Consider the following 22,881-nt stretch of genomic DNA (forward strand, 5'->3'; position numbering starts at 1 on the left):
TATATAAAGTTAGAAAAGTTTTAACAGGTAAAAGGGTTTGAGAATAAAAATTTTAAAAGAAAATTTAATTAAAAAAATTTTAATGCTGTTTGTAATTTTATTTTGTCAAATGAGTGAAAATACTTTTCCTAGAGAATTAAAAAATATCCAATACAAAGTGCAAAAAAAAGATACTCTCCTAGGAATTCTAAAAAAATATTCATTAAAACCAATTTATGGGAAAAACGGTTCCTTAGTTGAAATATTAAAACTAAATCCCCATAAAATTAATACAAAAGGAAATCTTATTTATCCGGGAGAAATATTAACGCTGCCATTAAAAAAAGAAATTGAAAATAATTCTTTAAATAATAACAATAATAATAGTAATTCAACTATAAATTCAGAAGCAAAAAAAATTCCTGAATATTATAAATACAACGGAAACTTAAAGAACATTGAAAAATTACCAAGTTCTCATGTTTATATTATTTATAAGGTAAGAAAAAATGATATGATCAGTGTTTTACTCCAGAAATATAAATCCTTTCCCATTTATGGCAAAAAAGGAACTCTTAGTGAAACCTTGGATTTAAATCCCAAAAAGAAACCAACAAAAGGAGACCTTATTTTTCCAAATGAATTAATCACTCTTCCTATTTCAATCGAAGTATTAAATCAGTTAAGCGAGAATGAAAAAAAATCTTTAAAAGTAATATATTTCAATGAAAAACAAAAAAGCCATGAAGAAATTTCATATTCTGAGTTTTTGGAAACTAAAAAAGTAGAAATTCCACCCCTACCCCTACCAGAAACATTGAAAGAAGAAAAATTTATCAGCAAAAAAACACTACCAACAAAAATAAAATTATTTATTAAAACAAAGGATAAAAAAATATTTTTAAATTGGATTAGAAAAGAAAATGTAGTTTTACGTTATGAAATTAAAAAATCAATAAATAAAGATAATGATTTCATAACATTCGAAAATAATTTCTTTGGAAATAAAATAATAGATTACGAAGTTTACCTAGGTAAAATATATTATTATCAAGTCATTGGCTATGATAAACATGGGAAGAAATATGAATCAAATATTGAAAAAATTCAGCTACCTCCAAGCTATATTAAAAATATTACAATTAATATTGAAGATAATTCAGCGGTATTTACATGGGATAAATCTGAAAGTCAAACAGAACTAACTTATGATATTTATCGCTCAAATTTTGAACACAAAGGTTACATACTTTTAAAAAATAATTTAACTATTCCAAATTTTTCAGATAAAACTATAAAACCTGATTCTTTTTACTTTTATAAAATAAAAGCAATTGATAAAGAGAAAAATGCCACTGAATCATCACCAATAAAATTTTATTCATTTCCTGAAGAAGTAAAATTAACTACTTATCTAAAAAAGGATTATGTTTATCTTGAATGGAATAAGAATTTAAGAAATAATTTAAGTAGCTATGATTTATTCAGATCAAAAGAAAATGAAAATAATTACGAATTAATTCAGGCAAATATTAAAAATTATTTCACTAGAGATTACAGTATTCAAAAGAATCAAACATATTACTACAAATTAATCGCAAAAAATCCAAGTAGTGTAAAAAAAGAATCAAATAAAGTTGAAGTAAAAACTTCATTTGACGATCTGTTTTTGCAAATTACTGAGCAAGATAAAAGTATAAAAATTTATTGGAATAAATTTCATGGATTAAGCAATATATCCTATAATATATTAAAAAAAGACAATGTAAACTCAGAATTTAAATTAGTGAGAGAAAATTTTCGTAGTAATATATTTGAAGACTTCAATATTGAAAAAGGAAATGAATATTTTTATAAGGTAACTACAATATTTAACGATGATATTATAGAGTCAAATATTGTTAATATAAAATTAAAACCAAAAACAATAGAAAATATAAAACTTTCTATTGTCGATAAGAAGTCTGTCAAAATAGAGTGGGAAAATACCAAGTCAAATGTTTTTACAAAATATAATATTTTAAAATCATATGATTTAAATAAAAACTTTAATTTATTAAAAGAAAATGTTGAAGGCAACTTTTTTCTTGATACTAATATAAAGGAAGGGAATATTATTTACTATAAAATTACTTCGGAAAATAATTCAGGAAGCATTTCGGAATCAAGTATTTATAAAATAATAATACCTCCTCCAGCCCCAAAATGGAAAAAAGCTCAATTACAAAACAAGGAAATTTATTTAGAATGGGAACAATTAGATAGCAAATTACCTATTATATATGAAATATATCGATCAATAGGTAATACAGATAATATGTCATTCTTTACTGAAATTACAAATTCAGAAAATTATATCGATTCCCATATTTCCCCAGATACAGATTATTTCTATACCATAAAAGCTAAAATTGAGAAATTAAAATCTGATTTTTCGGATATTGTTTCTGTAACTAGTCATTTAAGTAAAAATATTCCATCAACAATACAATTTGGAATCGGTGTTAGTTACTTTAAACTCCAAGAATACAATAAAAATTCTGACTCATATGCAGCTTTAAATTCTGCCGCTAGCACAAATCAATATGTTTCACTTTACCAAAATTGGTCAGAGGACTTTAAATCATATTTTGGATTAGGCTTAATATATTTTGATCTCCTTGACTCACCGGTTTATACTATAAATCAAAGAGAAGCATTTCTTCCATATATCCAATTTGGTGTTTCTTGGAAATTATACTACTCATTATTAGTTGAGTATAAAAATATTTTTCAACGTGACATTTATTACCAATCTCAAGTAAACTCAGTTTCAAAAACAATGGAGGATAATTATATTTTGGTAGATAATCATTACTTAAATATTGGATATGATTTTTTAGAAAAAAACAATTTACATTTATATGGCAAAGTTGGATATATATTTTCAGTACCAAATTTTTACAATTATTCGCAATTTGGAAATGGTTACCTTGCGGAAATAGAACTCCAACAGCAATTAAAAAATTATGCATTGGGTTTAAAAATATTTTATTCTAACAAAACTACTAATACAGATAATGTCGTATCTACTACTACAGAAAATGGAGTTTTACTAAATCTTACTTTAGATTTAGGTTTATTATAAAAAAGTTTTCCATAAAAATGCGCCTATAATGCCACCTAAAACAGGACCAACAATTGGAACCCATGAATATTTCCAATCAGATTTTCCTTTCCCAGCTATTGGCAATAAAAAATGTGCAATTCTTGGACCTAAATCCCTAGCAGGATTTATTGCATAACCAGTCGCTCCTCCCAATGATAATCCTATCGCCCACACTAATATTCCCACTAGATATGGACCAAATGCCGGAGAAATAGCACCATTATTTGTAGCTTTTCCAAAAATTGCGCCAATACCAAACACTAGAATTGTTGTACCAATAATTTCTGTCATTAGGTTTGATGGAGAATGGCGAATAGCTGGACCTGTAGAAAATACAGCTAATTTTAAAGAAGGATCTTTTGTTTCTTTCCAATGCGGAAGGTAAGTTAACCACACTAAAATTGCACCAACAAAACATCCAGCAAATTGAGAAATAAATATTGGAAAAATTTCTTTGAAAGAATATATTCCACCTAATAAGTATTTTGCTAAAGTAACTGCTGGGTTTAAATCGGCTTGAGCAGACCCTACAGATTTTGCAACAAAAACTCCACCCATCACTGCAAATCCCCACCCCGCTGAAATGGCAAACCAACCAGCATTTAATCCTTTTGATTTTGTAAGTAAAGTATTTGCAACAACACCTCCACCAAAGATTATTAAAAAAACACAACCAATAAATTCACCTAAAATGATCGCATTCATGAAAAACCTCTTAAAAAAATAATTTATTACAATACTTACAAAGAAGAACGAACACGATTTTTGAACTTTTGTCTAGTCTAATTTTAAATTTGACAATTTTGAGTTGCCCTTTTAAGCAGGAAGGGATTATGGTTAAATTTGAAATATGCAGAACTGCAGCTTTCATTAAAATTAAATGACTTATAAAATTATTAAAGGGTAAATACAATGATTGGATATCTTAAGGGAATAATCATTGAAAAAAATCCAGAATCTATTTTATTAAATGTAAATAGTGTTGGCTATGAAATTGAAGTACCTGCTACTACATTGTATCAGCTACCTGCAGTTTTTCTTGAAGCTCAATTGTATATTTATACGCATGTACGAGAAGATGCTATTAGGTTATTTGGCTTTGCTAATGCATTTGACAAAAAAGTTTTTCTAGATCTTATCAGTGTTACGGGAGTGGGGCCAAAAGCAGCATTAGGGCTTTTAGGTTCTGTTACTGGTTTAGAACTTTGCGAAATAATATCTGCTGGACAACATAGCAAGTTAACAACAATACCTGGGATAGGTTTGAAAACGGCTGAACGTTTAATTTTAGAGCTAAAAGATAAATTAAATAAAAAATTATCTCTTTATCTAGATGAAAATGAATTTCAAAAAAATAAAGATTTAGAAAGTAAAATTGACAATCAAAGCACAGATCAAAATACAAAAAATTTACAAAAGAAAACAAAACAAAAATTTATTCAAAGACAATTGCTTGAAGATCTGAAAAGCGCTTTAACTAATTTAGGATATAAAGACAAACAGTATTCTGATATTTTATCTAAAGTTGAAAAAAGAATGGAAATTGGCGAAAATATTACAATTGAAATTGCTTTGAAAGAAAGTTTAGCTAAATTATCAGAAAAAATGTTACAAAAACACTAAGGCTTAGAATGAATAAAAATATTCACACAAAATTTGAAAATCAAGTTATTCTTCCTGAACTTGCAGCTGATCCCATTGAGCCGCATTTAAATTTAAGGCCAAAATGTTTTGACGAATATCCCGGTCAAGAAAGAGTCTGCGAAAATTTAAAAGTCTATACTAAAGCTGCCCAACTACGCGGAAAAATGTTAGATCATTGTTTATTTCACGGTCCACCTGGGCTTGGAAAAACAACTTTGGCTGGTATTATTGCTGAAACAATGCAATATCAATTTAAAGTAACAGCTGGGCCCGTTATTGAAAGACCTGCAGATTTAATGGGAATTTTGGCAAGTCTAGAACCGAAAACTATTTTATTTATAGATGAAATACACAGATTGCCTGCAAATGTAGAAGAAATTTTATATTCTGCAATGGAAGATATGCGATTAGATATTTTAATTGGGCAAGGCCCCACTGCACGAACAGTAAAATTTGATCTCCCCCCATTTTGCATTATAGGAGCAACAACTCGTGCAGGTTCTATATCGGCTCCCTTAAGAGATCGTTTTGGGATTCAAGAGCATCTCGATTTTTATTCACCTGAAGCTTTAAGCAAAATTCTATTGCGCAGTGCAAAAATTATGAATTATTTAGTAACTCCACAAGCCGCTTTTGAATTAGCAAAAAGATGTAGAGGAACACCAAGAATTGCAAATCAATTATTAAAAAGAGTACTTGATTTTGCTATAGTCTCACAAAAAAATATTATTGATGATGAAATAATAAATAATTCATTAAAACGCTTGGGAGTTGATGAAGAAGGACTTTGTAATATGGACAGAGATTTTCTGCAAATAATGAATGAAAGGTATGCAGGAGGTCCTGTCGGACTAGATGCCATCGCTGCAGCATTAAATGAAGAAAAATCGACATTAGAAGATGTTTACGAACCCTATTTAGTTTATAGAGGTTTTGTTTTGCGCTCAGCACGAGGGAGAATTTTATCAGAATTAGGGAAATCTCATTTAGATAAAATAAAACAATCAAATATTTAATTTAACGATTCATTTTCTCATATTTTTCCAATAAGTCAGAATATTCTTGTGAACTTAAAAATTCTTGTAAATAGTGTTCAAATAAAATAGATTTTTCTTTATTTTTACTTGAAAATGCAATAAATCTCGGAATTTTTTTAATTGAAGTAGGAAGAAATTTAATTTTTTCATAGAAATTATTTTTTTTAATTATATATTTTAATACATTAAAATCACCAATAATAAAATCGACTTTGTTACTTAGTAAAGCTTCTAATTGGGCTTGGACATTTGGAAATTCTTTCTTTTTAAAATTATTCGCTGTATCAAATTCATGATGATATTTGTAACCTTTAATAACACCTGCCTTTAATCCAGAAAAATCATTTAAAGATGTCCAGTTTGATACATTTGAACTTTTACGAACTAAAATTACATCTAATCCATAGCGAATAGGACCTACTAAAAAAAATATTTTTTTTCTTTCCTCAGAACCAATAAATTGCCATGCTAAATCAACTTTATTTTCGAGAAGATTACTGTAAACATTTGACCATATAGTAGGTTTGATAATTAATTTTTTCCCAATTTTATTCATTACATGTTGAACGATTTCAGTATCTAATCCAATTGGAATACCGTTTTCTATGTAATTATAAGGTGGATAATTTTCTTCACAAGATCCAATCCACTCTTCAGCGTATAAATTTTCATATGCTAAAAAGAAAACCAATATTAATAAGATTTTCTTTAATTTTATCGAAAATTTAGCATCACTTGTTTTCATTGACTTCTCTTATTAAATTAATACAAATAACTTCACCTAAATTATACCATTTTCTAAAACTTTCATCCTCTGTTAATTTAATTTCTTCAGTTGGGATCCCTATGTATTTTTGTGAACTCACTACCCTAGCAATTGCTCTAAACTCATTACCAAGACAAGCAGGTAAGAGTGAATCCAAATCATCTGATTGAATTAATTCCACGAAAGGCAAATAAACCTTTGTTCTTCGCAAAGTAAGTTTACTCATCTCATTAAAATTATTTGTAAAAGATTGATGAATGTCAGGATTGTCTAAAACAATGATTTCTAATGGGAAAGATTGATAAAACCAAATAGATGAGACCGAGTCCATCACCGTATTATCAATATATTCAACATGTTGTGTAATTATTCGCCATTTTCGTTTATCAAAATATGATATTTGAATATCTTTTAACGGAATATAGACGTATTCAGTTGATGTCATTAATGGAGGTGACGGAAGTTCATCTTTGTCTTCTTCTGTGGATTGGCAAGAAACAAAAAAACAAGGTAGTATTAACCCAATAAGCTTTGCTATTATTGAATATTGCCACCGTAAGCGCATAAGAGTCCTTGCGAAAAGTAAACATTTGAGTATGTATGTTTCCTTGGGCTGTTTCATCGGCAGAAATTATATTTTTTTTTAATTACTAAGGCAGAAAAGAATGAGTAAAACAACAAACGCAGAACCAGAACTCATCAGAAATTTTTGTATCATTGCCCACATAGATCACGGTAAATCAACTTTAGCGGATCGTTTACTAGAAATGACAGGTGCCGTAGCCGACAGAGAAAAACAAGCTCAAATATTGGATAGCATGGATCTCGAACGGGAACGTGGGATTACAATAAAAGCTCAAACGGCTACAGTCGATTATACAGCTAAAGATGGAAAAACTTATACTTTAAATTTGATAGATACCCCTGGCCACGTTGATTTTACCTATGAAGTCAGTCGTAGTTTAACCGCTTGCGAAGGAGCATTGCTCGTTGTTGACGCTACACAAGGCGTTGAAGCTCAAACCGTTGCCAATGTTTACTTAGCTGCGGATAATAATGTGGACATTATTCCCGTTATAAATAAAGCAGATTTACCGAGCGCTGATTATGAGCGTGTTTGTTTTCAAATTGAAGAAGAACTCGCCATAGACACTTCTAACGCTATTAAATGTAGCGCAAAAACAGGAATGGGAGTTCCTGACATTTTAGAGGCTATTATTCATTATATTCCAGCACCTTCAGATAACAGAGAAAAAGATCTCAGAGCCCTTATTTTTGATAGTTGGTTTGATGCATATCAAGGAGTTATAGTTCTTGTTCGTATCTTTGATGGAACAGTCAAAATCGGCGATCAAATTAAAATGATGCATTCTGGGAAAGTTTTTGAAGTCCAAAAAGTCGGTATTATGTGCGTAAAAGCTTATCCACGAGATAGTTTAAGTGCCGGTGAAGTGGGTTATATTATTGCAAATGTCAAAGATGTAAAAGATTCTAGAGTTGGTGATACAATATGCATGGCTTCTTCTCAGGTAGAACCATTGCCGGGATTTAAAAAGGCAAAACAAATGGTTTTTGCTGGAATCTTCCCAGTAGAGACAAATCAATTTGAATCACTTAAAGACGCTTTAGCAAAATTAACTTTAAATGATAGTTCTCTAAGTTATGAACCCGAAACTTCAGTTGCGTTAGGATTTGGTTTTCGCTGTGGTTTTCTTGGACTTCTCCATATGGAGATCATTCAAGAACGCCTTGAACGTGAATATAATATGAACGTTATTTTTACCGCTCCTACTTGTGTTTACATTGTTGAAACGACGAAGGGCGAAGAACTGAGAGTAGACAATCCGGCAAATTTACCTTCGGCAACAACTATTGCTAAATTTTCTGAGCCCGTTGTGAAAGCAACTTTCCATATGCCGCAAGAACACTTGGGTGGGGTAATGGCCTTACTTGCAGAACGGCGGGGAGTTCAAACCAAAATGGAATACCTTTCTCAAAGTCGGGTCATGTTGCAATACGAACTTCCATTAAATGAAATGGTGTTTGATTTTTTTGACCGCATTAAAAGTATTTCACGCGGTTATGCAAGCATGGATTACGAGTTCTTAGATTACAAAGAAAGCGATTTGGTTCGACTTGACATATTAGTAAACGGAGAGCCTCTTGATGCTCTTTCCTGTATCGTCCACAGAAGTAATTCCTACGAGCGTGGTCGACTTTTAGTTAAAAAATTAAGAGAAGTTATTCCAAGACAACAATATGAAGTCCCTCTGCAGGCAGCAATTGGGTCAAAAGTAATCGCACGTGAAACACTAAGCGCCTTACGTAAAGATGTTACTGCTAAATGTTATGGTGGAGATATCTCTCGGAAAAGAAAACTACTCGATAAACAAAAAGAGGGCAAAAAACGTATGAAGCAAGTTGGAAGTGTAGAAATTCCACAAGAAGCATTTATGGCGATACTAAACCTTTCCGATGTAGAATAATGAAAAAATCGAATCTCTTATTTTTAATATTTTTAGTCTCATTTGAATTTTCTGTTTATTTATCAAATGATATGATTCTTCCTGCTCTTGTCGACGTCGTAACAGACTTTCAAGAGCCTGAAGAACTCATTCCATTATCCCTTTCTATCTTTCTTCTTGGATCCCTGTCTATTCAACTCATCGTTGGCCCAATATCGGATCGCTATGGACGAAGAAAAACTCTTTTTGCTGGAGGTTTCATTGTTTTAGTAGGTAACTTATTAGGTATTGTTGCCGCTAACATGGATTTATTTTTTGTTGCCAGAATTCTTCAAGGCATGGGTCCCTGCTTTATAGGAGTAGCTGGATATGCATGCGTGCACGAACTTTTTGAAGAAAAAGAAGCTATTCATGTTATATCTTGGATGGCTTCTATCGCACTTTTTGCTCCAATGATTGGACCTTTATTGGGTAGTTTTGTGTTACTTTTTGCAAGTTGGCGTTATATTTTTTTAACAACATTTTTGCTAGCATTTATTACTTTAATTGGCCTATGGTTTTTTATGCCTGAAACTTTACCAAAAAATAAAGTCGTTCCAATTAAATTAAAAACAACTTTAACAAACTATTTAGAACTATTAAGAAATCAAAAATATATATTTGGTACGTTAAGTTTTAGCTTTTCTTTTGGTTCAGTTATCGTCTGGATTGCTAGTTCCCCAATGGTTCTGATTAATTTATTTAATCTAAATAAAAGTCAATTTAGCATTGTACAAATCCCTATTTTTATGGCATTTGTTTTAGGAACTTTTGCACTCCGTTATATTAGCAAATTAAAATCTTCTGCACAATGTTTAAAAATTGGTTTTGTCATTACAACTATTTTTATAATAGTTTTATGCTTTACCACATTTTTTTTCCCAAAAAATTTATATCTTTTAATTTCAGTATTTGCTTGTTTTAATTTTGGTTACGGTTTATTTTCAGCTCCATTTACGAGAATTATATTAGACTCAACCAATTTATCTAAAGGAATATCATCTGCGTTATTATATTTTTTCTTCTTTGTAGTAGGAACTATTTTTTCTGGAATTTTTCCTAACTTTTATAATCATACGATATTTTCCTTTGTATTATATATCTCAATTATTTACCTTATTTCTTTGTTATTTTATTTTATTATGCTTAAAGATAAGAAAATTTTAAAAAATTAAGAATTATAAGTTAATTTTCCTTAACTATTTTATTTTCTTAAAAAAAAACATTCTTTTAGCCTTTCTATAAATGCTCTTTCAGAATTTCTCTTTCAGAAAATAATACCTTCAGCTATAATCATCTTATATTGACGACAAAGGTATAAAATTTTGACGTTAATTTACTTTATCTATTTTTTCTTAAAATAAAAAATAACGATATGGTGGAAATTCATCACCACACTTTTTTAGAAGAAATCTAGGAAATTAAGAGGTCCTTCATGTCTGCAAAGTTTTGCCAAGAAATAATCCGCAATTTATCAGAGTATTCTTTAAAAGATGAGTTTAAACATGAAAGACAGATAGCAAAAGAGTTGTTTTCTATTTCAACAGGTAAAGTCAATGATGATGATCCCTTTTTTGAACAACGAATGCACTCATTTCAAGAGTTTTTTATTTTTGAATATCGTTTATCTGAGGGTTTTTCAGGTTCTACAGTATTTGAAACGTTTCTTTATAATGGCCAAGCCTGTTATTCTTTAAATGAAATTGCTAAATATGAGCAATTTAGAAATTTTCGCCATTCTTTGTTTCAAGTAGAATTTCACAAAGATGACTCTTTAGTTGTAAGGGATTTAATCTCAGATCGATTAGATATTGTTTATCCTTTACCTGAATACTCATTTGCTGGCTTTGATTTGAAACAAATTTTTGATGGCAGATTAATTAGGTTTGATGGAAAGAATTATTTTACAAAAACTTTTATTCTGCATTCAAAATTAGTTAAACATATTATTGAAAAAGCCGTTATAGAGTTTTTGAAAGGTAATATATATTGCCAAGCACAAAAAACCATAGACTGGAGAGAAGAGTTGCGAAGAAGGAACGATCTTCTTTCTTCTGTAACAAACCAAAAATTAGAAATACAAAATGCTGGAAAGAAGAAGTCGATAGATTTATTGAATATAACAAAAAAATTAGCTGAAATGCCAAGAACAATAAGTTCTAAAAATTTAATTATGTCTTTAGGAATGAAACAAGAAGCTTCAGCATTTGTCCCTGAAACTCCCTTTTATGATGCTCTTCCTTTACTGCATGGGCTTGCTTATTGTGAAATTAGAAGTTTTCGATATAAGCATATCGATCCTATTAAAATATATGAAATGGGAACAGATAGAAACTTAGATATTCCAGGTATTCCCAAAGTAACAAAAAATATTAATGAAAATGAGCTACCAAATTATGGAGCTAAACCAGCTTAAAAAAATTTTTCTACTAAGTTCTTTTAATTATAAGTTACACTTGTTTTATTTTCAGAAAAGTAATTTCTGAATCCGAGCCTAAGCGAGCAGGTGGTCCCCAATATCCTGTACCTCTACTTACATAGACATACATATTATGAAAAGATGTTAATCCTGGATTAAAGTATTGGATGAAATGAATGAGCCAAGTCATTGGCCATATTTGTCCTCCATGAGTATGTCCTGAAATTTGCAAATCAAAATAATTTAATTTTACTGCTTCAAAAGCAGTATTTGGTTGATGTGCTAATAATATTTTTAAATGAGGAAACTGTGGAGCATTAGCTCTGCTTTTTTCTATATCCATTTTATGCGCTTCTATAAATTTTTCAGCAGAAAGATCGTTTACTCCAGATATTATTACTTTAGATTTACCAATATTTAATAATTGATGAGAATTCCCTAAATAATGTATCCCTAAAGATTGAATATATTTCACCCAACCTTCAGCATCCCAATAGTATTCATGATTTCCTGTAACATAATAAATTCCGTATTTAGATTTTATATTACTTAAAGGCTTTACCCAGTCCTGTATTTGATCAACAAAACCATCTATTAAATCACCTGTAATTACAACAATGTCTGCATCTAAAAGATTTACTTTTTCTACCACTGCTTCAACATAATCTTTACCAATTGTTTGTCCAATATGGAGATCTGTGAGTTGTACAATTGAAAAATCTTTTAATTCATCATGCAAATTTTTGATTGGTACAATAACTTCTTTAATCTTTGGAGTTCTTCTAGCATTTACAAATGCAATGCCTGTAAAACAAGCAGCAATGCCGAAAGAAATAAAATGCAAAATTCTTCTTCTTTCTTTATTTAAATTTTCAGTTTTCTTTGCTTTATTTTTCTTTAATATTTTATAAATAAAATGTATTAATATGGAGATAATATCCGCAACAAAAAAACAACTTAACAAGAAAAACATAAAGCCAAGCAGGAAGAAACTCACCCAATAAATATATTCAAATTGAGAGGGAAGACTTCCTTGCCCACGAAAATATCGCGAACCCCAAAAACCTGCATTCGCTAAAATCATAAAAACTGCGATTGATAGATAAATATATGATTTTTTTTTGAGACCAAAAATGATATGAAAACTCCGGCACAGATAAAAATAAGAAAAAATTAAAAAAAGTATTACAATGAGAATTCGAAAAAAATCCATTTTATCTCCAATCTCAATTATTTTTTGTATAAGTCATTCAAAATATTTTCTATTCTTCTTGGAATAGGATTTTCATCATCATAAGCGACCCAATTTTTTGTAGCTGAACCCTCATAATTTATCACATTATAGCTAATGTAATTATCATTAACAATCAAGTGATCTCTTTTAGAATTTAAAAATTTAATAAAATTCTGCGCTAAGGTTTCTTGCACAGTATCTGAAACCACAGCAATTCCAATTCGATCAAAATAAGTTACTTTATTTGGAACAACGAATTTTAAATCAGGCACAACTTTTTTTAATCGCAAGTAATCAGATCTAAAAACAACTGCAGCTTCAATTTTATTTCCCAAAAAAGCTAACTCTAATGGATAATCAATATTTACGCTTTGCAATTTTAAATTTTGTAACCATTTCACTGTTGGTTCAGGAATAAACCATGAAGAAGATGTAATTTCTTTTCCTGTTGCTAATAAAGCAACGAGAAGTTGATGTTTAGGAAAATTAGAGACAAAAACTCTTTGCCGCCAAAACGGAAATTCTTCTGGACTAATCAACCAGTTCCATGATGGTAAAGCTTGTTTAGAAATAAAATTTCTTTTATTAAAAACAATACCCATTGGGTCGGCCATTAAAGTTACATAAGATCTACCATCCAGGTTTAAACGTGAACGCACTTGTAATGGATACTTTGTTACTTGATTTAGAGTAAAATTGACATCATCGTTTAGAGATCGAAGTTGTCTTTGCAAATACAATCTTTGAAGAATCCTTTCATCAGCAAGAAGAGCATCGTAATTTCTTAAACCGGCTCTTAATCGCGATTCATATTCATAACGACTTCCAACAAATTCTATTCTTACATTACAGCGATATTCATCTTCAAATTGTGAGATAATTTTAGGCAGTAAAACACCTTGAGGTGCAAGTAAATTTAAAACTGGCTTAAAAGTTGCACCAAATATTGAATATTGCAGCCAGATAGACAAAAATAAAGTAGAAATACGAAACAAGGGATCTCTCCTTTTAACAATTGATCTTATAAGCACATTATGGCACAAAACTTCTTTAATGCTTAGCACCTTTGTTTAAGCAATCAATAAGGACACTTTGGCAATGGCAAAATTTAGATATATTGATAAAGAAGAAAACTCCCGTGATCCGTTTGCTTCAGATGTAGAAGAAATGAATGAATTTGAACAATTATTACAAACCGACAAGCACACTCCAACATCCAGACGGTACCGTATGGGCGAAACTGTTGAAGGTACTGTTGTCTCTGTAAATAGCGATTTTGTCTTTATTGACCTTGGCGGGAAAAGTGCAGCAACGATACCAACGGAGGAATTCACAAGTTTATCATTAACTCCTCCAAAGGCCGGAGAAAGTATTTCCGCATTTGTAAAATCAGATAATGGATCTGAAATTATTTTAACTAAGACTGTACGCAGAAAAGAAATGGATGATTCTATTTTACGCAATGCATTTTCAGCGAAAATCCCTGTTGAGGCAAAAGTTGAAAAAACCATCAAAGGCGGTTTTGAAGCCACTGTTGGCGGAAAGCGTTGTTTCGTTCCTTTAGGACAAATGGATCTTGCACATTTTACTGATCCTGAAATTTTTGTAGGAAATATATATAAGTTTCATATTACTGAAATGAAAGGAAGGAATATTGTTCTTTCCAGAAAATCAATATTAAAAGAAGAATTTGATTCTAAGATTTCAGAAATATTAAATAAATTAGAAGTAGGACAGAACCATATTGCAACTGTTACAAAATTAGTCGATTTTGGAGCCTTTGCTTCCATTGAAGGTGTAGAAGCACTTATTCCATTGAGTGAAATGGCTTGGAAAAGACTAAAAAAACCTGGTGAAGTTGTTAGAATTGGCGAACAGGTTAATGTAAAAATTTTAAAAATTGAACGTTCACCTAAATTAAGAATTGCATTAACAATGAAAGAAGCCGGGGAAGACCCTTGGATTTCAAACGCTACAAGACTACATCCTGGTTCAATTCTAGAAGGGACTGTAGTTCGTATGATAGATAATGGCGCTTTTATCAATGTTGCCGAAGGGGTTGATGGGCTTGTACCAATTAATCAAATTACTTGGGAAAAACGTATAAATCATCCAAAAGATATTCTAAAAGTAGGACAAGCCGTTAAAGTTCATGTTTTAGCTAGCGACCTATCTGCACACCGTCTAAGCTTATCTATTAAAGGCCCAATGCCAGAAGAAATGCTAAACAAAATTAAGCATAAAAAACATGATAACTCTCAAATTAGTGATGAAGATAGAGCTCTAATGAAGCAGTGGGAAGAATATAAAGCTAATGATGCTAAAGTGTTAACCCAAGCAAATAGAGAAGACACCAGTATCTTTGCCTCAGCCTTTAAAAAAGCGCAAAAGAAGAAATAATTAGAACTATACATTAAAAAACAAATATGCTACGTTCAAGCCGAATTTAGTGCAAAACTGCACAAACCAGCTTAACGTAGCTATTTTATTAGCATTTTCCCATAAAACAACCTACCTGATTCTGTTTTATGGCACATTAGAAAGGTATCCCGCACATATGGCAAGTCTCCACTCCGATGTTTCCAAGAAAAAAGTAAATTATAACGCTCTTGAATGGCTTGATGAAGACGTAGACTTCTTATCACAAGAAGAATCACAAGACGGTTTTGCAGCTTTATTTAAAGCGCAAGAAGAATCTCAAAGCGTAATCAAAGAAGGCCAAGTTGTAAAAGGGCGCGTAATCGAAATCAAAGATGACAGCGTCGTTGTTGATATTGGACATAAATCTGCGGGCGAAATTCCAAAAAGCGAATTTACTGCTGAAAATGGTACTTTCTCATTAAAAGTAAACGATATCATTGATGTTTTTGTTGACGTTTTTGAAGATGATGAAGGCGAATTAGTACTTTCTAAAGATAAAGCAGACATGCTCAAAGCTTGGGATCGTATTTCTGAAGCATTTGAAAAAGACGAACTTGTTGAAGGTAAAATCGTTGGTCGGGTTAAAGGCGGTCTTTCTGTTGATATCGGTGTAAAAGCATTTTTACCTGGTTCACAAGTTGATTTACGCCCAGTCCGCAATTTGGAAAAACTTCTTGGTCAAGTTTTACAATTCAAAATTATCAAATTTAATAAAAAACGTGGCAACATCGTTCTTTCTCGCCGTGTATTGTTAGAACAAGATCGCGAGCGTATGCGCAGTGAAACACTAAAAGGTCTTCAAGTTGGTTCATCCATGATCGGTATTGTTAAAAATATCACTGATTACGGTGCCTTTATTGATCTAGGCGGAATTGATGGACTTCTTCATATCACAGATATGTCATGGGGCCGTTTAAATAGTCCTTCCGAAGTTCTAAATGTTGGTGACGAAATCAATGTTAAAGTTTTAAGTTTCGATCCTTCTAGCAACCGTGTTTCCTTAGGATTAAAACAATTACAAAACGATCCTTGGATTTCCGTAGCTGAAAAATATGCTTCAGCTCAAAGACTACGTGGTAAAGTTGTTAGTTTAACTGACTACGGCGCTTTTGTTGAACTTGAGCCAGGAGTTGAAGGTTTAATTCACGTTACAGAAATGACTTGGAATCGCCGCATTAAACACCCAAGCAAAATCGTTAACATTGGTGACGAAGTTGATGTTGTTGTTCTAGCTGTTGATCTTGAAAACCACCGCATTTCTTTAGGAATGAAACAAACAGAACCAAATCCTTGGGAAATTGTGACTCAAAAATATCAAGTTAACGATGTAATCCGTGGAAAAATCCGCAACATCACTGATTTTGGTATCTTTGTAGGAATTGAAGAAGGTGTTGACGGGTTGATTCACGTTTCTGACATCAGTTACACTGAGCGCATCAAACACCCTCAAGATCTTTACAAAAAAGGTGATGAAGTAGAAGCAAAAGTACTACAAATAGACGTAGAAAATATGCGTTTCTCACTTGGCATCAAACAATTAGGCGAAGATCCTTATGAAGTAGCTGCGAAGAAAATGCTTCCAGGCACAAAAGCAAAAGGAAAAGTAACTCGCTTAGCTGAGTTTGGAGCTTTTGTTGATATTGCACCAGGAGTAGAAGGATTAATTCACACTAGTGAATTAGAAAATCCAAACGTTGCTGTTGACGCTGAAGTTGAATTCGTTATTTTAAGTGCTGATTTTGCTGAACGTCGTTTTGAGCTTTCACAAAAAGCTGCAACTCGCGGCCTTGATGATTCTCACAATAAGACAATTCAATCAGCTCTAAGTGGTGATGCATCTTCACAAAACAGTTTTGCAGAAGCATTTGCACGTGCGAAAGCAACTAAAGACAATAATTAAGATAAACTCTGTCTTAAGATTGATCTTAAATTGATAGGCTCTTGAACTATGTGGTATCTTAACCCAGTTCAAGAGTTTTTTTTGTTAAAAAATCCAATGAAAGGACAATATGAATATTCAACATGAAAATACCCCTGAAAAAACAGGAAAAGTCAATTATTTTAAAGGTAAATTAAAAACTTTTTTTGCAACAATTGGCGTTTTATCTGTAACACTATTTATTTTATTTATTGTAGGAATATTCTTTTTAATTACCTCAGTTTCTACAAGCATTAAATCTTTTTCTACTTCATTAAATCCTGCATCATCAATGGGAAAAATAAATGGAATTGGAGGATTTACAAAGCCGCATTTAAATACGCAATATATTGCAGGTGTAAATTTAAACGGTGAAATTTCTTCTGAATCTGCAGCAATAGTAATTGAAAAATTAGAAGCCGCCAAGAACGACAAGAATGTTGTAGGAATTTTATTCGATGTAAATAGCCCAGGTGGTTCTGTTGTTCCAAGCCAAGAAATTTATGATACCATAAAAAAAATTAAACAAATAAAACCAGTTGTTACTTATGTACGAGATATAGCTGCAAGTGGTGCTTACTATTCTAGCTCATCTTCGACTAAAATTATTGCTAATAGAGGAAGTATTATTGGCAGTATTGGTGTTATTATGAATAGTTTCGAAGTTGACAAACTTTTACAGTATTTAAAAATTAATCCTATTGTCTTAAAAACTGGCGCTTTAAAAGACTCTCTTTCTCCGTTAAGACCTTTTAATGAAAAAGATAAGCAATATTTGCAAGAATTACTTGAAGAAACTAGATTGCAATTTGTAGAAGATGTTAAAGCTGAAAGAAAAACTTCAGATTCGACGATGAAATACATGGCAGATGGAAGAATAGTCTTAGGGCCCCAAGCTTTAAATTTAAAATTAATTGATGCACTGGGAACAAAAGACTTTGCTATTTCTGAAATTACAAATTTAGCAAAATTAAAAGCTATTCCTCCGTTGTATTACTATGAGGATATTCAGTCATTTTCCGATTTATTTACCCAAAAATTAGCAAGTCAAACCGCTGTACTAATGCAACAATCAATTTCAAGTTTCTTTTCCCAAAATACAGAAAATTCTAAATCAATTAAAGTAAAATAGGATAATAAAATATTCTTGCTTTCTAAAATAATAGATTAATAAAAATAATTTTCTTTTAATTTTAAAAAATGCAATTATAATGCCAGTTAAGAGTTGAGAAAAATATTGTGAAGATTGAAGAAATAGCTCCAATTTGTTAGTTAATTGTTGCTTAAAACAAAGTAACAAAGGAGCTACCAATGGATTGGCAGAACCAACTCATTACCGTTTACCTTACTTCCTGCAAATTTTTTTCTCAACTTTCTCCCTACATTTTTTTAAAAATAAGTCCTAATTCAAATCCTTCGTTTACTGATGAAGAAACCATCACAATTTACATCTTTGGAATTTTGAATGAACTTAAAAATATAAAATCAATTTTTAAATTTACAAAAAATTTCCTTAGTGAATGGTTTCCAAATTTACCTTCTTATGAAGGATTTTTATTTAGACTTAACAATCTGAATCATCTTTTTCCTGAACTTTCTAAATTCCTTTTACAGAATAAAAAGTTCAAATTAAATTCAAATACTACTAAACCTTTCGTTCTAATTGACTCTTTACCAATTATCTTGGCAAAGGGTTTTAGAGCTCACAAATGTAATACAGCAAAAGAAATTTCTTCAATTGGTTTCTGCTCTTCCAAAAATCTTTTTTATTTTGGATTGAAACTTCATCTTACTGCTTTATTTAAAAATAAACGCCTTGCTTCCCCGGTATCAATGAAAATAACACGTGCTGCAACACATGATTTAACAGCGGTTAAGAATGATCTTTTAAATTTAAATCACTCAGAACTATTTGCTGATCGAGCGTACTGCGATCAATTTACTAAACAAAAATTGGCTAAAAAAAATTCTAACTTGCATACTCCAATTAAACTTTCAAGAAGTAAAAAAACTCTCTCATACGATGAAAAAGTATATTCAAAATCTGTTAGTTCAATTAGACAATCAATTGAAATCCTATTCAACTGGCTAATTGAATCTAGTGGTATTCAAACGGCATCTAAAGTCCGTTCAACAAAGGGCTTGCTTGTACATGTTTTCGGAAGATTTTCTGCATGCCTTTTTAAGTACATGTTCTTTTTCTAAATACATATTCTCAACTCTTAACTGGCATTTATAATATTAATAAATTATTTCAAATATTACACCTAAAAATCGAGATGACTAGCTATTGTTTGAATTAATTACTATACATAAAAACCCAGATGATTAGCTATTGTTTGAATTATTATCATTAAACAACCAATAATTAAAATTAAAACGATAGGCGATAAATCAAAGTAACCATGTTGACTTCTTACTAAAAGTCTCGGAAATTTTCTAGTTAAGAAACGACATGGTGGAGATGTCAAGGCATTTAAAAATCCAACAATAGGATTTGATGGGTTTGCCCCCACAAGACTTAAGATACCAGTAATAATTAAACATAACATATAGAAATAAAGTAAATAGTAACTAATTTTAAATAAAATCTCAATGAGTATCATTCTAGCCCCTCAATGTTTAGATAAGTTAAAATTATTACTCCAAATAATTTTAATCTTTCATAAAATGACAACTTCAAAGCATTTCGTCAATATAACTTTTATTCAGATTTTATCTTATTTTCCGAAAATATCCACAGGGGGTTTTTCCTTTTCATCTAATGGGTAAAATTTGTGAAAAATGCAAGCATTGTGCTGCCACCAAAAACAATTGTTGTTCAAGAAGGGGATGAAACAAAAGGTATTTATGTCATTCAAGAAGGAAAAGTAGAACTTTTCAAAACAATTGAAGGACAAGAAATTCCTCTTGGTGAGATTGCTCGTGGTCAAATTATTGGCCTTGCAACAATTTTATCGCGTGAAAGACATACTGTCACTGCTAGGACAGTTGTTCAAACCGTAACACTTTTTTATCCATTTGAAGCCATAAAACTATATTTTAATGAATTAAATCCTATTTTAAGTGTATTTATAAAATCTGCAACAGAACGAATCGGTTTACTTATTTCACAATTGGTTGAAGCAAAATTAAATGAAAAAAAATTGATAAAAGCAACAGGATCACAGCATCAACATGCTTCACAATTAGCATATTTATTAGCAGCATTTGTCCGTCAAGGAACAATAGAACATGATGATAATAAAATATATCCATTAAAATCATTTCTGGTAAATGGAGAGCTAATTCTTCATAAAAAATTTGATTATCTTGAAAAAATTTTTAATCTTTTTTCTTCCGGTGGATTAATTAAAGTTATTTTTGATAAAAAGTATGGTAACATAGTCCTTTCTCCAAATGTCCAACTAATAGAAGACTTTGCTGTTTTTTCTGTAAATGTAGCGAAAAAAGGAATTATAGGTTTTATCCCTGTTAAAGCACACAAATGGGTAAGTGGACTTATTAGAATTCATAAACGCTATAAAGAAAATAGCGGTTCATTTTTAAAAGTTGATTTTGCAAATTTAATAAATAGAGAATTAGGTAGAGAAGATGGTGAAGACATTATGCACCAACTCCTTTCCTTAAAACTCATTAGTGAAAAAGGAGCAGACAGAGCCTCCATGCGAATTATATTAAATGCCCCCATGCTGCAAAAAAGGGTTATCTTTGAAAGTATTTCCCGGGGTGTAAATGACATAGATAAAGTAAAACCTGATGAAAAAAAGACAGTTGCATAAATCCTTACCTCCAGCCTATTTTAATTTTACCGATATAATAGTGAATCATGACCACCTTTCAGGGAGAGCACGTGGTTAATATCGGTAGACCCATGTTTCAAGTGGGTAGTAATATTTTTGAACTAATAGAATTTACTGCAACAAAAGCAAGTGCAGTGCCCTCTTCTGATAGAAAAACACCAATTTTATATGGTGTAAATGTTGCGAAAGTGCGTGAAGTGATACGCCTACCAACTATAGTCCCCTGTTTAACTAATGCACCAGAAGTTCTTGGCGTTTTTAATTTAAGAGGAGCTCCCATTCCTGCAATCCATCTTGCAAAAGCTTTAGGATACAATGATGAGGTAGTGACACCTGCAAGCCAAGTCATTGTAACTGAATTTTCAAGTAGAAAAGCAGGATTTGTTGTTGCTGGGACAAGAAGAATACGAAGAGTTAGTTGGGATAAAGTATTACCTCCATCAAGCGATGCTTTTAATACAATAACTGGAATGATGCTCATAGAAAATCAGGACTTTATTTTCATATTGGATTTTGAACGTATTTTACTGGATATAGAAAGTAGAAGCGGCGGCCAAGGAACATCTTCCATGGCTATTGAATATAATCAACCTTTGTCATCAGGAGGAGCTGCTGGCCCAGGAGGAGCACAAGGAGCTGCAGCCTCTACCCGCCCACTTATTTTAGTTGTTGATGATTCACCTACTGCGAGACGTGCAATTTGCGAATTACTGAGGAGCATGCAACTAGATATTATTGAATATACGAATGCTGAACAAGCTTGGAATGATCTCAATACCGCTGAAGCAGGATCTGACTTAAGTAAAGTACAATTGATAGTTAGTGATGTAGAAATGCCAAAATTAGATGGGTATTCTTTTGTCAAACGAATTAGAAATAGTGAAAAATTAAAGAAAATGCCTATTATATTGCATTCCAGTCTAACTGGTGATGTTAATAAAGATAGAGCTAAACAAGCAGGCGCTGATGCTTATGTTGGCAAATTAAATAGAAAAGAAATTATTGAAGCATTGAAAGCAGCACTTCCACCAAGCTGGAAAGGCGCTTCATGAAACCGGAAACACTTACATTTTCTCCAAAACAAATTATATTTAATGAGGGAGATGCTACAAACGGAATTTATCATGTACAAGATGGAGAAATTGAAATTTATCGAATTAGGGAAAATACCGAAATCACTCTTGGTACTTTAAAAGCAGGAGATGTTTTAGGAACAATCACTTTATTTTCTAAAGAACCTAGAACAGCAACAGCCAGAGCTATCACCCAAACAGTAGCAGTGTTTTACCAAAATGAAGGTTTGAGCGAAGCATTTAAAGCATTACCTGTTTGGAGTCAAGCAGTTATGAAGGATGCTATAAGTAGGTTAAAACATGTAAATGAACTTTTAATTTCTACAAAACTAAATGAAAAAAATTTACTTCGAAATATAGGTACATCACATCATCACTCAGCACAATTAGCAAATTTGCTCGCAACTCTTTGTAGAAAAGCTTGCATTAAAAATGATTTAAATGTTTCAGTATTAGTTACGACGGATTTTCTTACTTTAGCAGAAAATGTCTTAATGAAACGTTTTCAATATTTAGAAAGTATTTATAAAGCTTTTAATGACTGTGGTTTAATTAAAGAAGTCGATGATAAAAAATATGGTAAAATTATTAGTAATCCTAATCCACAGATTCTTGAAGATTTTGCGGTATTTTCTCTAAATGTTTTTAAGAAAGGAACAAACCTTTTCGTCCCTAAAAAATATCATCCATGGATGTCTGCACTTGCTAGAATAAGTAGAAAAAACAATAATCAAAATAAATTTAAAAGACCAGAAATTGCCATACTTTTGCAAACTGATTTAGGCAGACAAGATGGGGAAGTAATGATAGCTGACATGATTCAAAACGAAATTATTCATGAAGAAAATGAAATGGTAACTTTTACTCCTTTAAAATTACAAAAAACAGTTGTTTTTGAAAGTCTTTGTCGAATAATAAAAGAAATTAAACCCTAA

General features: G+C 31.2%; 19 protein-coding genes. 13 read left to right on the top strand and 6 right to left on the bottom strand.

Features of this window, described 5'->3' with window-relative positions:
* Positions 1–37 precede the first annotated feature (37 nt).
* Positions 38–3,106, top strand: coding sequence for a LysM peptidoglycan-binding domain-containing protein (locus QEJ31_RS15375; protein ID WP_280591479.1), 3,069 nt, complete (start codon positions 38–40; stop codon positions 3,104–3,106).
* Here the strand turns inward: QEJ31_RS15375 and QEJ31_RS15380 are convergent.
* Positions 3,101–3,832, bottom strand: coding sequence for an MIP/aquaporin family protein (locus tag QEJ31_RS15380; protein ID WP_280591482.1), 732 nt, complete (start codon positions 3,830–3,832; stop codon positions 3,101–3,103). The genes QEJ31_RS15375 and QEJ31_RS15380 overlap by 6 nt on opposite strands.
* Positions 3,833–4,039: 207 nt before the next feature.
* Here QEJ31_RS15380 and ruvA point away from each other — a divergent pair, with 207 nt between their 5' ends.
* Positions 4,040–4,750 (top strand): Holliday junction branch migration protein RuvA, encoded by a 711-nt coding sequence (gene ruvA / locus QEJ31_RS15385; RefSeq protein ID WP_280591484.1) that lies wholly within the window; start codon positions 4,040–4,042, stop codon positions 4,748–4,750.
* 8 nt (positions 4,751–4,758) lie between these two features.
* Entirely contained in the window at positions 4,759–5,787 is a 1,029-nt protein-coding gene (gene ruvB, locus QEJ31_RS15390; protein WP_280591486.1) for a Holliday junction branch migration DNA helicase RuvB, read from the top strand.
* Position 5,788: 1 nt separating this feature from the next.
* Here the strand turns inward: ruvB and QEJ31_RS15395 are convergent, their stop codons facing one another.
* Positions 5,789–6,553: a transporter substrate-binding domain-containing protein gene (locus QEJ31_RS15395; protein WP_280591488.1), complete on the bottom strand. Its 765-nt coding sequence runs from the start codon at positions 6,551–6,553 to the stop codon at positions 5,789–5,791.
* A complete protein-coding gene (locus tag QEJ31_RS15400; protein WP_280591489.1) occupies positions 6,540–7,139 on the bottom strand; it encodes a hypothetical protein in 600 nt (199 codons plus the stop codon). Before QEJ31_RS15400 ends, QEJ31_RS15395 begins: the two co-directional genes overlap by 14 nt.
* A gap of 100 nt (positions 7,140–7,239) precedes the next feature.
* Between QEJ31_RS15400 and lepA the strand changes: the two genes are divergently transcribed.
* The 3 genes from lepA to QEJ31_RS15415 all read left to right on the top strand — a co-directional run bounded on the left by lepA (position 7,240) and on the right by QEJ31_RS15415 (position 11,494).
* Entirely contained in the window at positions 7,240–9,060 is a 1,821-nt protein-coding gene (gene lepA, locus QEJ31_RS15405) for a translation elongation factor 4 (protein ID WP_280591490.1), read from the top strand.
* Entirely contained in the window at positions 9,060–10,253 is a 1,194-nt protein-coding gene (locus QEJ31_RS15410; RefSeq protein ID WP_280591492.1) for a Bcr/CflA family efflux MFS transporter, read from the top strand. The genes lepA and QEJ31_RS15410 overlap by 1 nt, the downstream gene beginning before the upstream one ends.
* A 260-nt stretch (positions 10,254–10,513) precedes the next feature.
* Positions 10,514–11,494, top strand: coding sequence for a hypothetical protein (locus QEJ31_RS15415; RefSeq protein WP_280591494.1), 981 nt, complete (start codon positions 10,514–10,516; stop codon positions 11,492–11,494).
* 34 nt (positions 11,495–11,528) lie between these two features.
* Here the strand turns inward: QEJ31_RS15415 and QEJ31_RS15420 are convergent, their stop codons facing one another.
* Positions 11,529–12,710 (bottom strand): metallophosphoesterase, encoded by a 1,182-nt coding sequence (locus QEJ31_RS15420; protein WP_280591495.1) that lies wholly within the window; start codon positions 12,708–12,710, stop codon positions 11,529–11,531.
* Positions 12,711–12,727: 17 nt separating this feature from the next.
* Positions 12,728–13,726: a hypothetical protein gene (locus QEJ31_RS15425; RefSeq protein ID WP_280591496.1), complete on the bottom strand. Its 999-nt coding sequence runs from the start codon at positions 13,724–13,726 to the stop codon at positions 12,728–12,730.
* A 103-nt stretch (positions 13,727–13,829) separates the two neighbouring features.
* On the opposite strand from QEJ31_RS15425, the gene QEJ31_RS15430 reads away from it, so the two are divergent.
* The 4 genes from QEJ31_RS15430 (at position 13,830) to QEJ31_RS15445 (ending at position 19,275) form a co-directional block, all read left to right on the top strand.
* Positions 13,830–15,131, top strand: coding sequence for a S1 RNA-binding domain-containing protein (locus QEJ31_RS15430; RefSeq protein ID WP_280591497.1), 1,302 nt, complete (start codon positions 13,830–13,832; stop codon positions 15,129–15,131).
* Positions 15,132–15,288: 157 nt separating this feature from the next.
* The gene (locus QEJ31_RS15435) at positions 15,289–17,052 is read left to right on the top strand and encodes a 30S ribosomal protein S1 (protein ID WP_280591499.1); all 1,764 of its coding nucleotides are present in this window, start codon (positions 15,289–15,291) and stop codon (positions 17,050–17,052) included.
* Between the two features lie 109 nt (positions 17,053–17,161).
* The gene (gene sppA / locus QEJ31_RS15440) at positions 17,162–18,202 is read left to right on the top strand and encodes a signal peptide peptidase SppA (protein WP_280591500.1); all 1,041 of its coding nucleotides are present in this window, start codon (positions 17,162–17,164) and stop codon (positions 18,200–18,202) included.
* A 179-nt stretch (positions 18,203–18,381) separates the two neighbouring features.
* Positions 18,382–19,275, top strand: coding sequence for an IS982 family transposase (locus QEJ31_RS15445; RefSeq protein ID WP_280591502.1), 894 nt, complete (start codon positions 18,382–18,384; stop codon positions 19,273–19,275).
* Positions 19,276–19,376: 101 nt separating this feature from the next.
* Here the strand turns inward: QEJ31_RS15445 and QEJ31_RS15450 are convergent, their stop codons facing one another.
* A complete protein-coding gene (locus tag QEJ31_RS15450; protein ID WP_280591503.1) occupies positions 19,377–19,676 on the bottom strand; it encodes a YggT family protein in 300 nt (99 codons plus the stop codon).
* Positions 19,677–19,847: 171 nt separating this feature from the next.
* Here QEJ31_RS15450 and QEJ31_RS15455 point away from each other — a divergent pair, with 171 nt between their 5' ends.
* The 3 genes from QEJ31_RS15455 (at position 19,848) to QEJ31_RS15465 (ending at position 22,881) form a co-directional block, all read left to right on the top strand.
* Complete coding sequence (locus QEJ31_RS15455; protein WP_280591504.1) at positions 19,848–20,852, top strand: cyclic nucleotide-binding domain-containing protein; 1,005 nt, start codon at positions 19,848–19,850, stop codon at positions 20,850–20,852.
* Between the two features lie 71 nt (positions 20,853–20,923).
* On the top strand, positions 20,924–21,925 hold the full coding sequence (locus QEJ31_RS15460) for a chemotaxis protein (protein ID WP_280591506.1): 1,002 nt from the start codon (positions 20,924–20,926) through the stop codon (positions 21,923–21,925).
* A complete protein-coding gene (locus QEJ31_RS15465) occupies positions 21,922–22,881 on the top strand; it encodes a cyclic nucleotide-binding domain-containing protein (RefSeq protein ID WP_280591509.1) in 960 nt (319 codons plus the stop codon). The genes QEJ31_RS15460 and QEJ31_RS15465 overlap by 4 nt, the downstream gene beginning before the upstream one ends.

Origin of the sequence: Pigmentibacter sp. JX0631 (assembly GCF_029873255.1) — a bacterium.
Lineage (GTDB): Bacteria > Bdellovibrionota_B > Oligoflexia > Silvanigrellales > Silvanigrellaceae > Silvanigrella.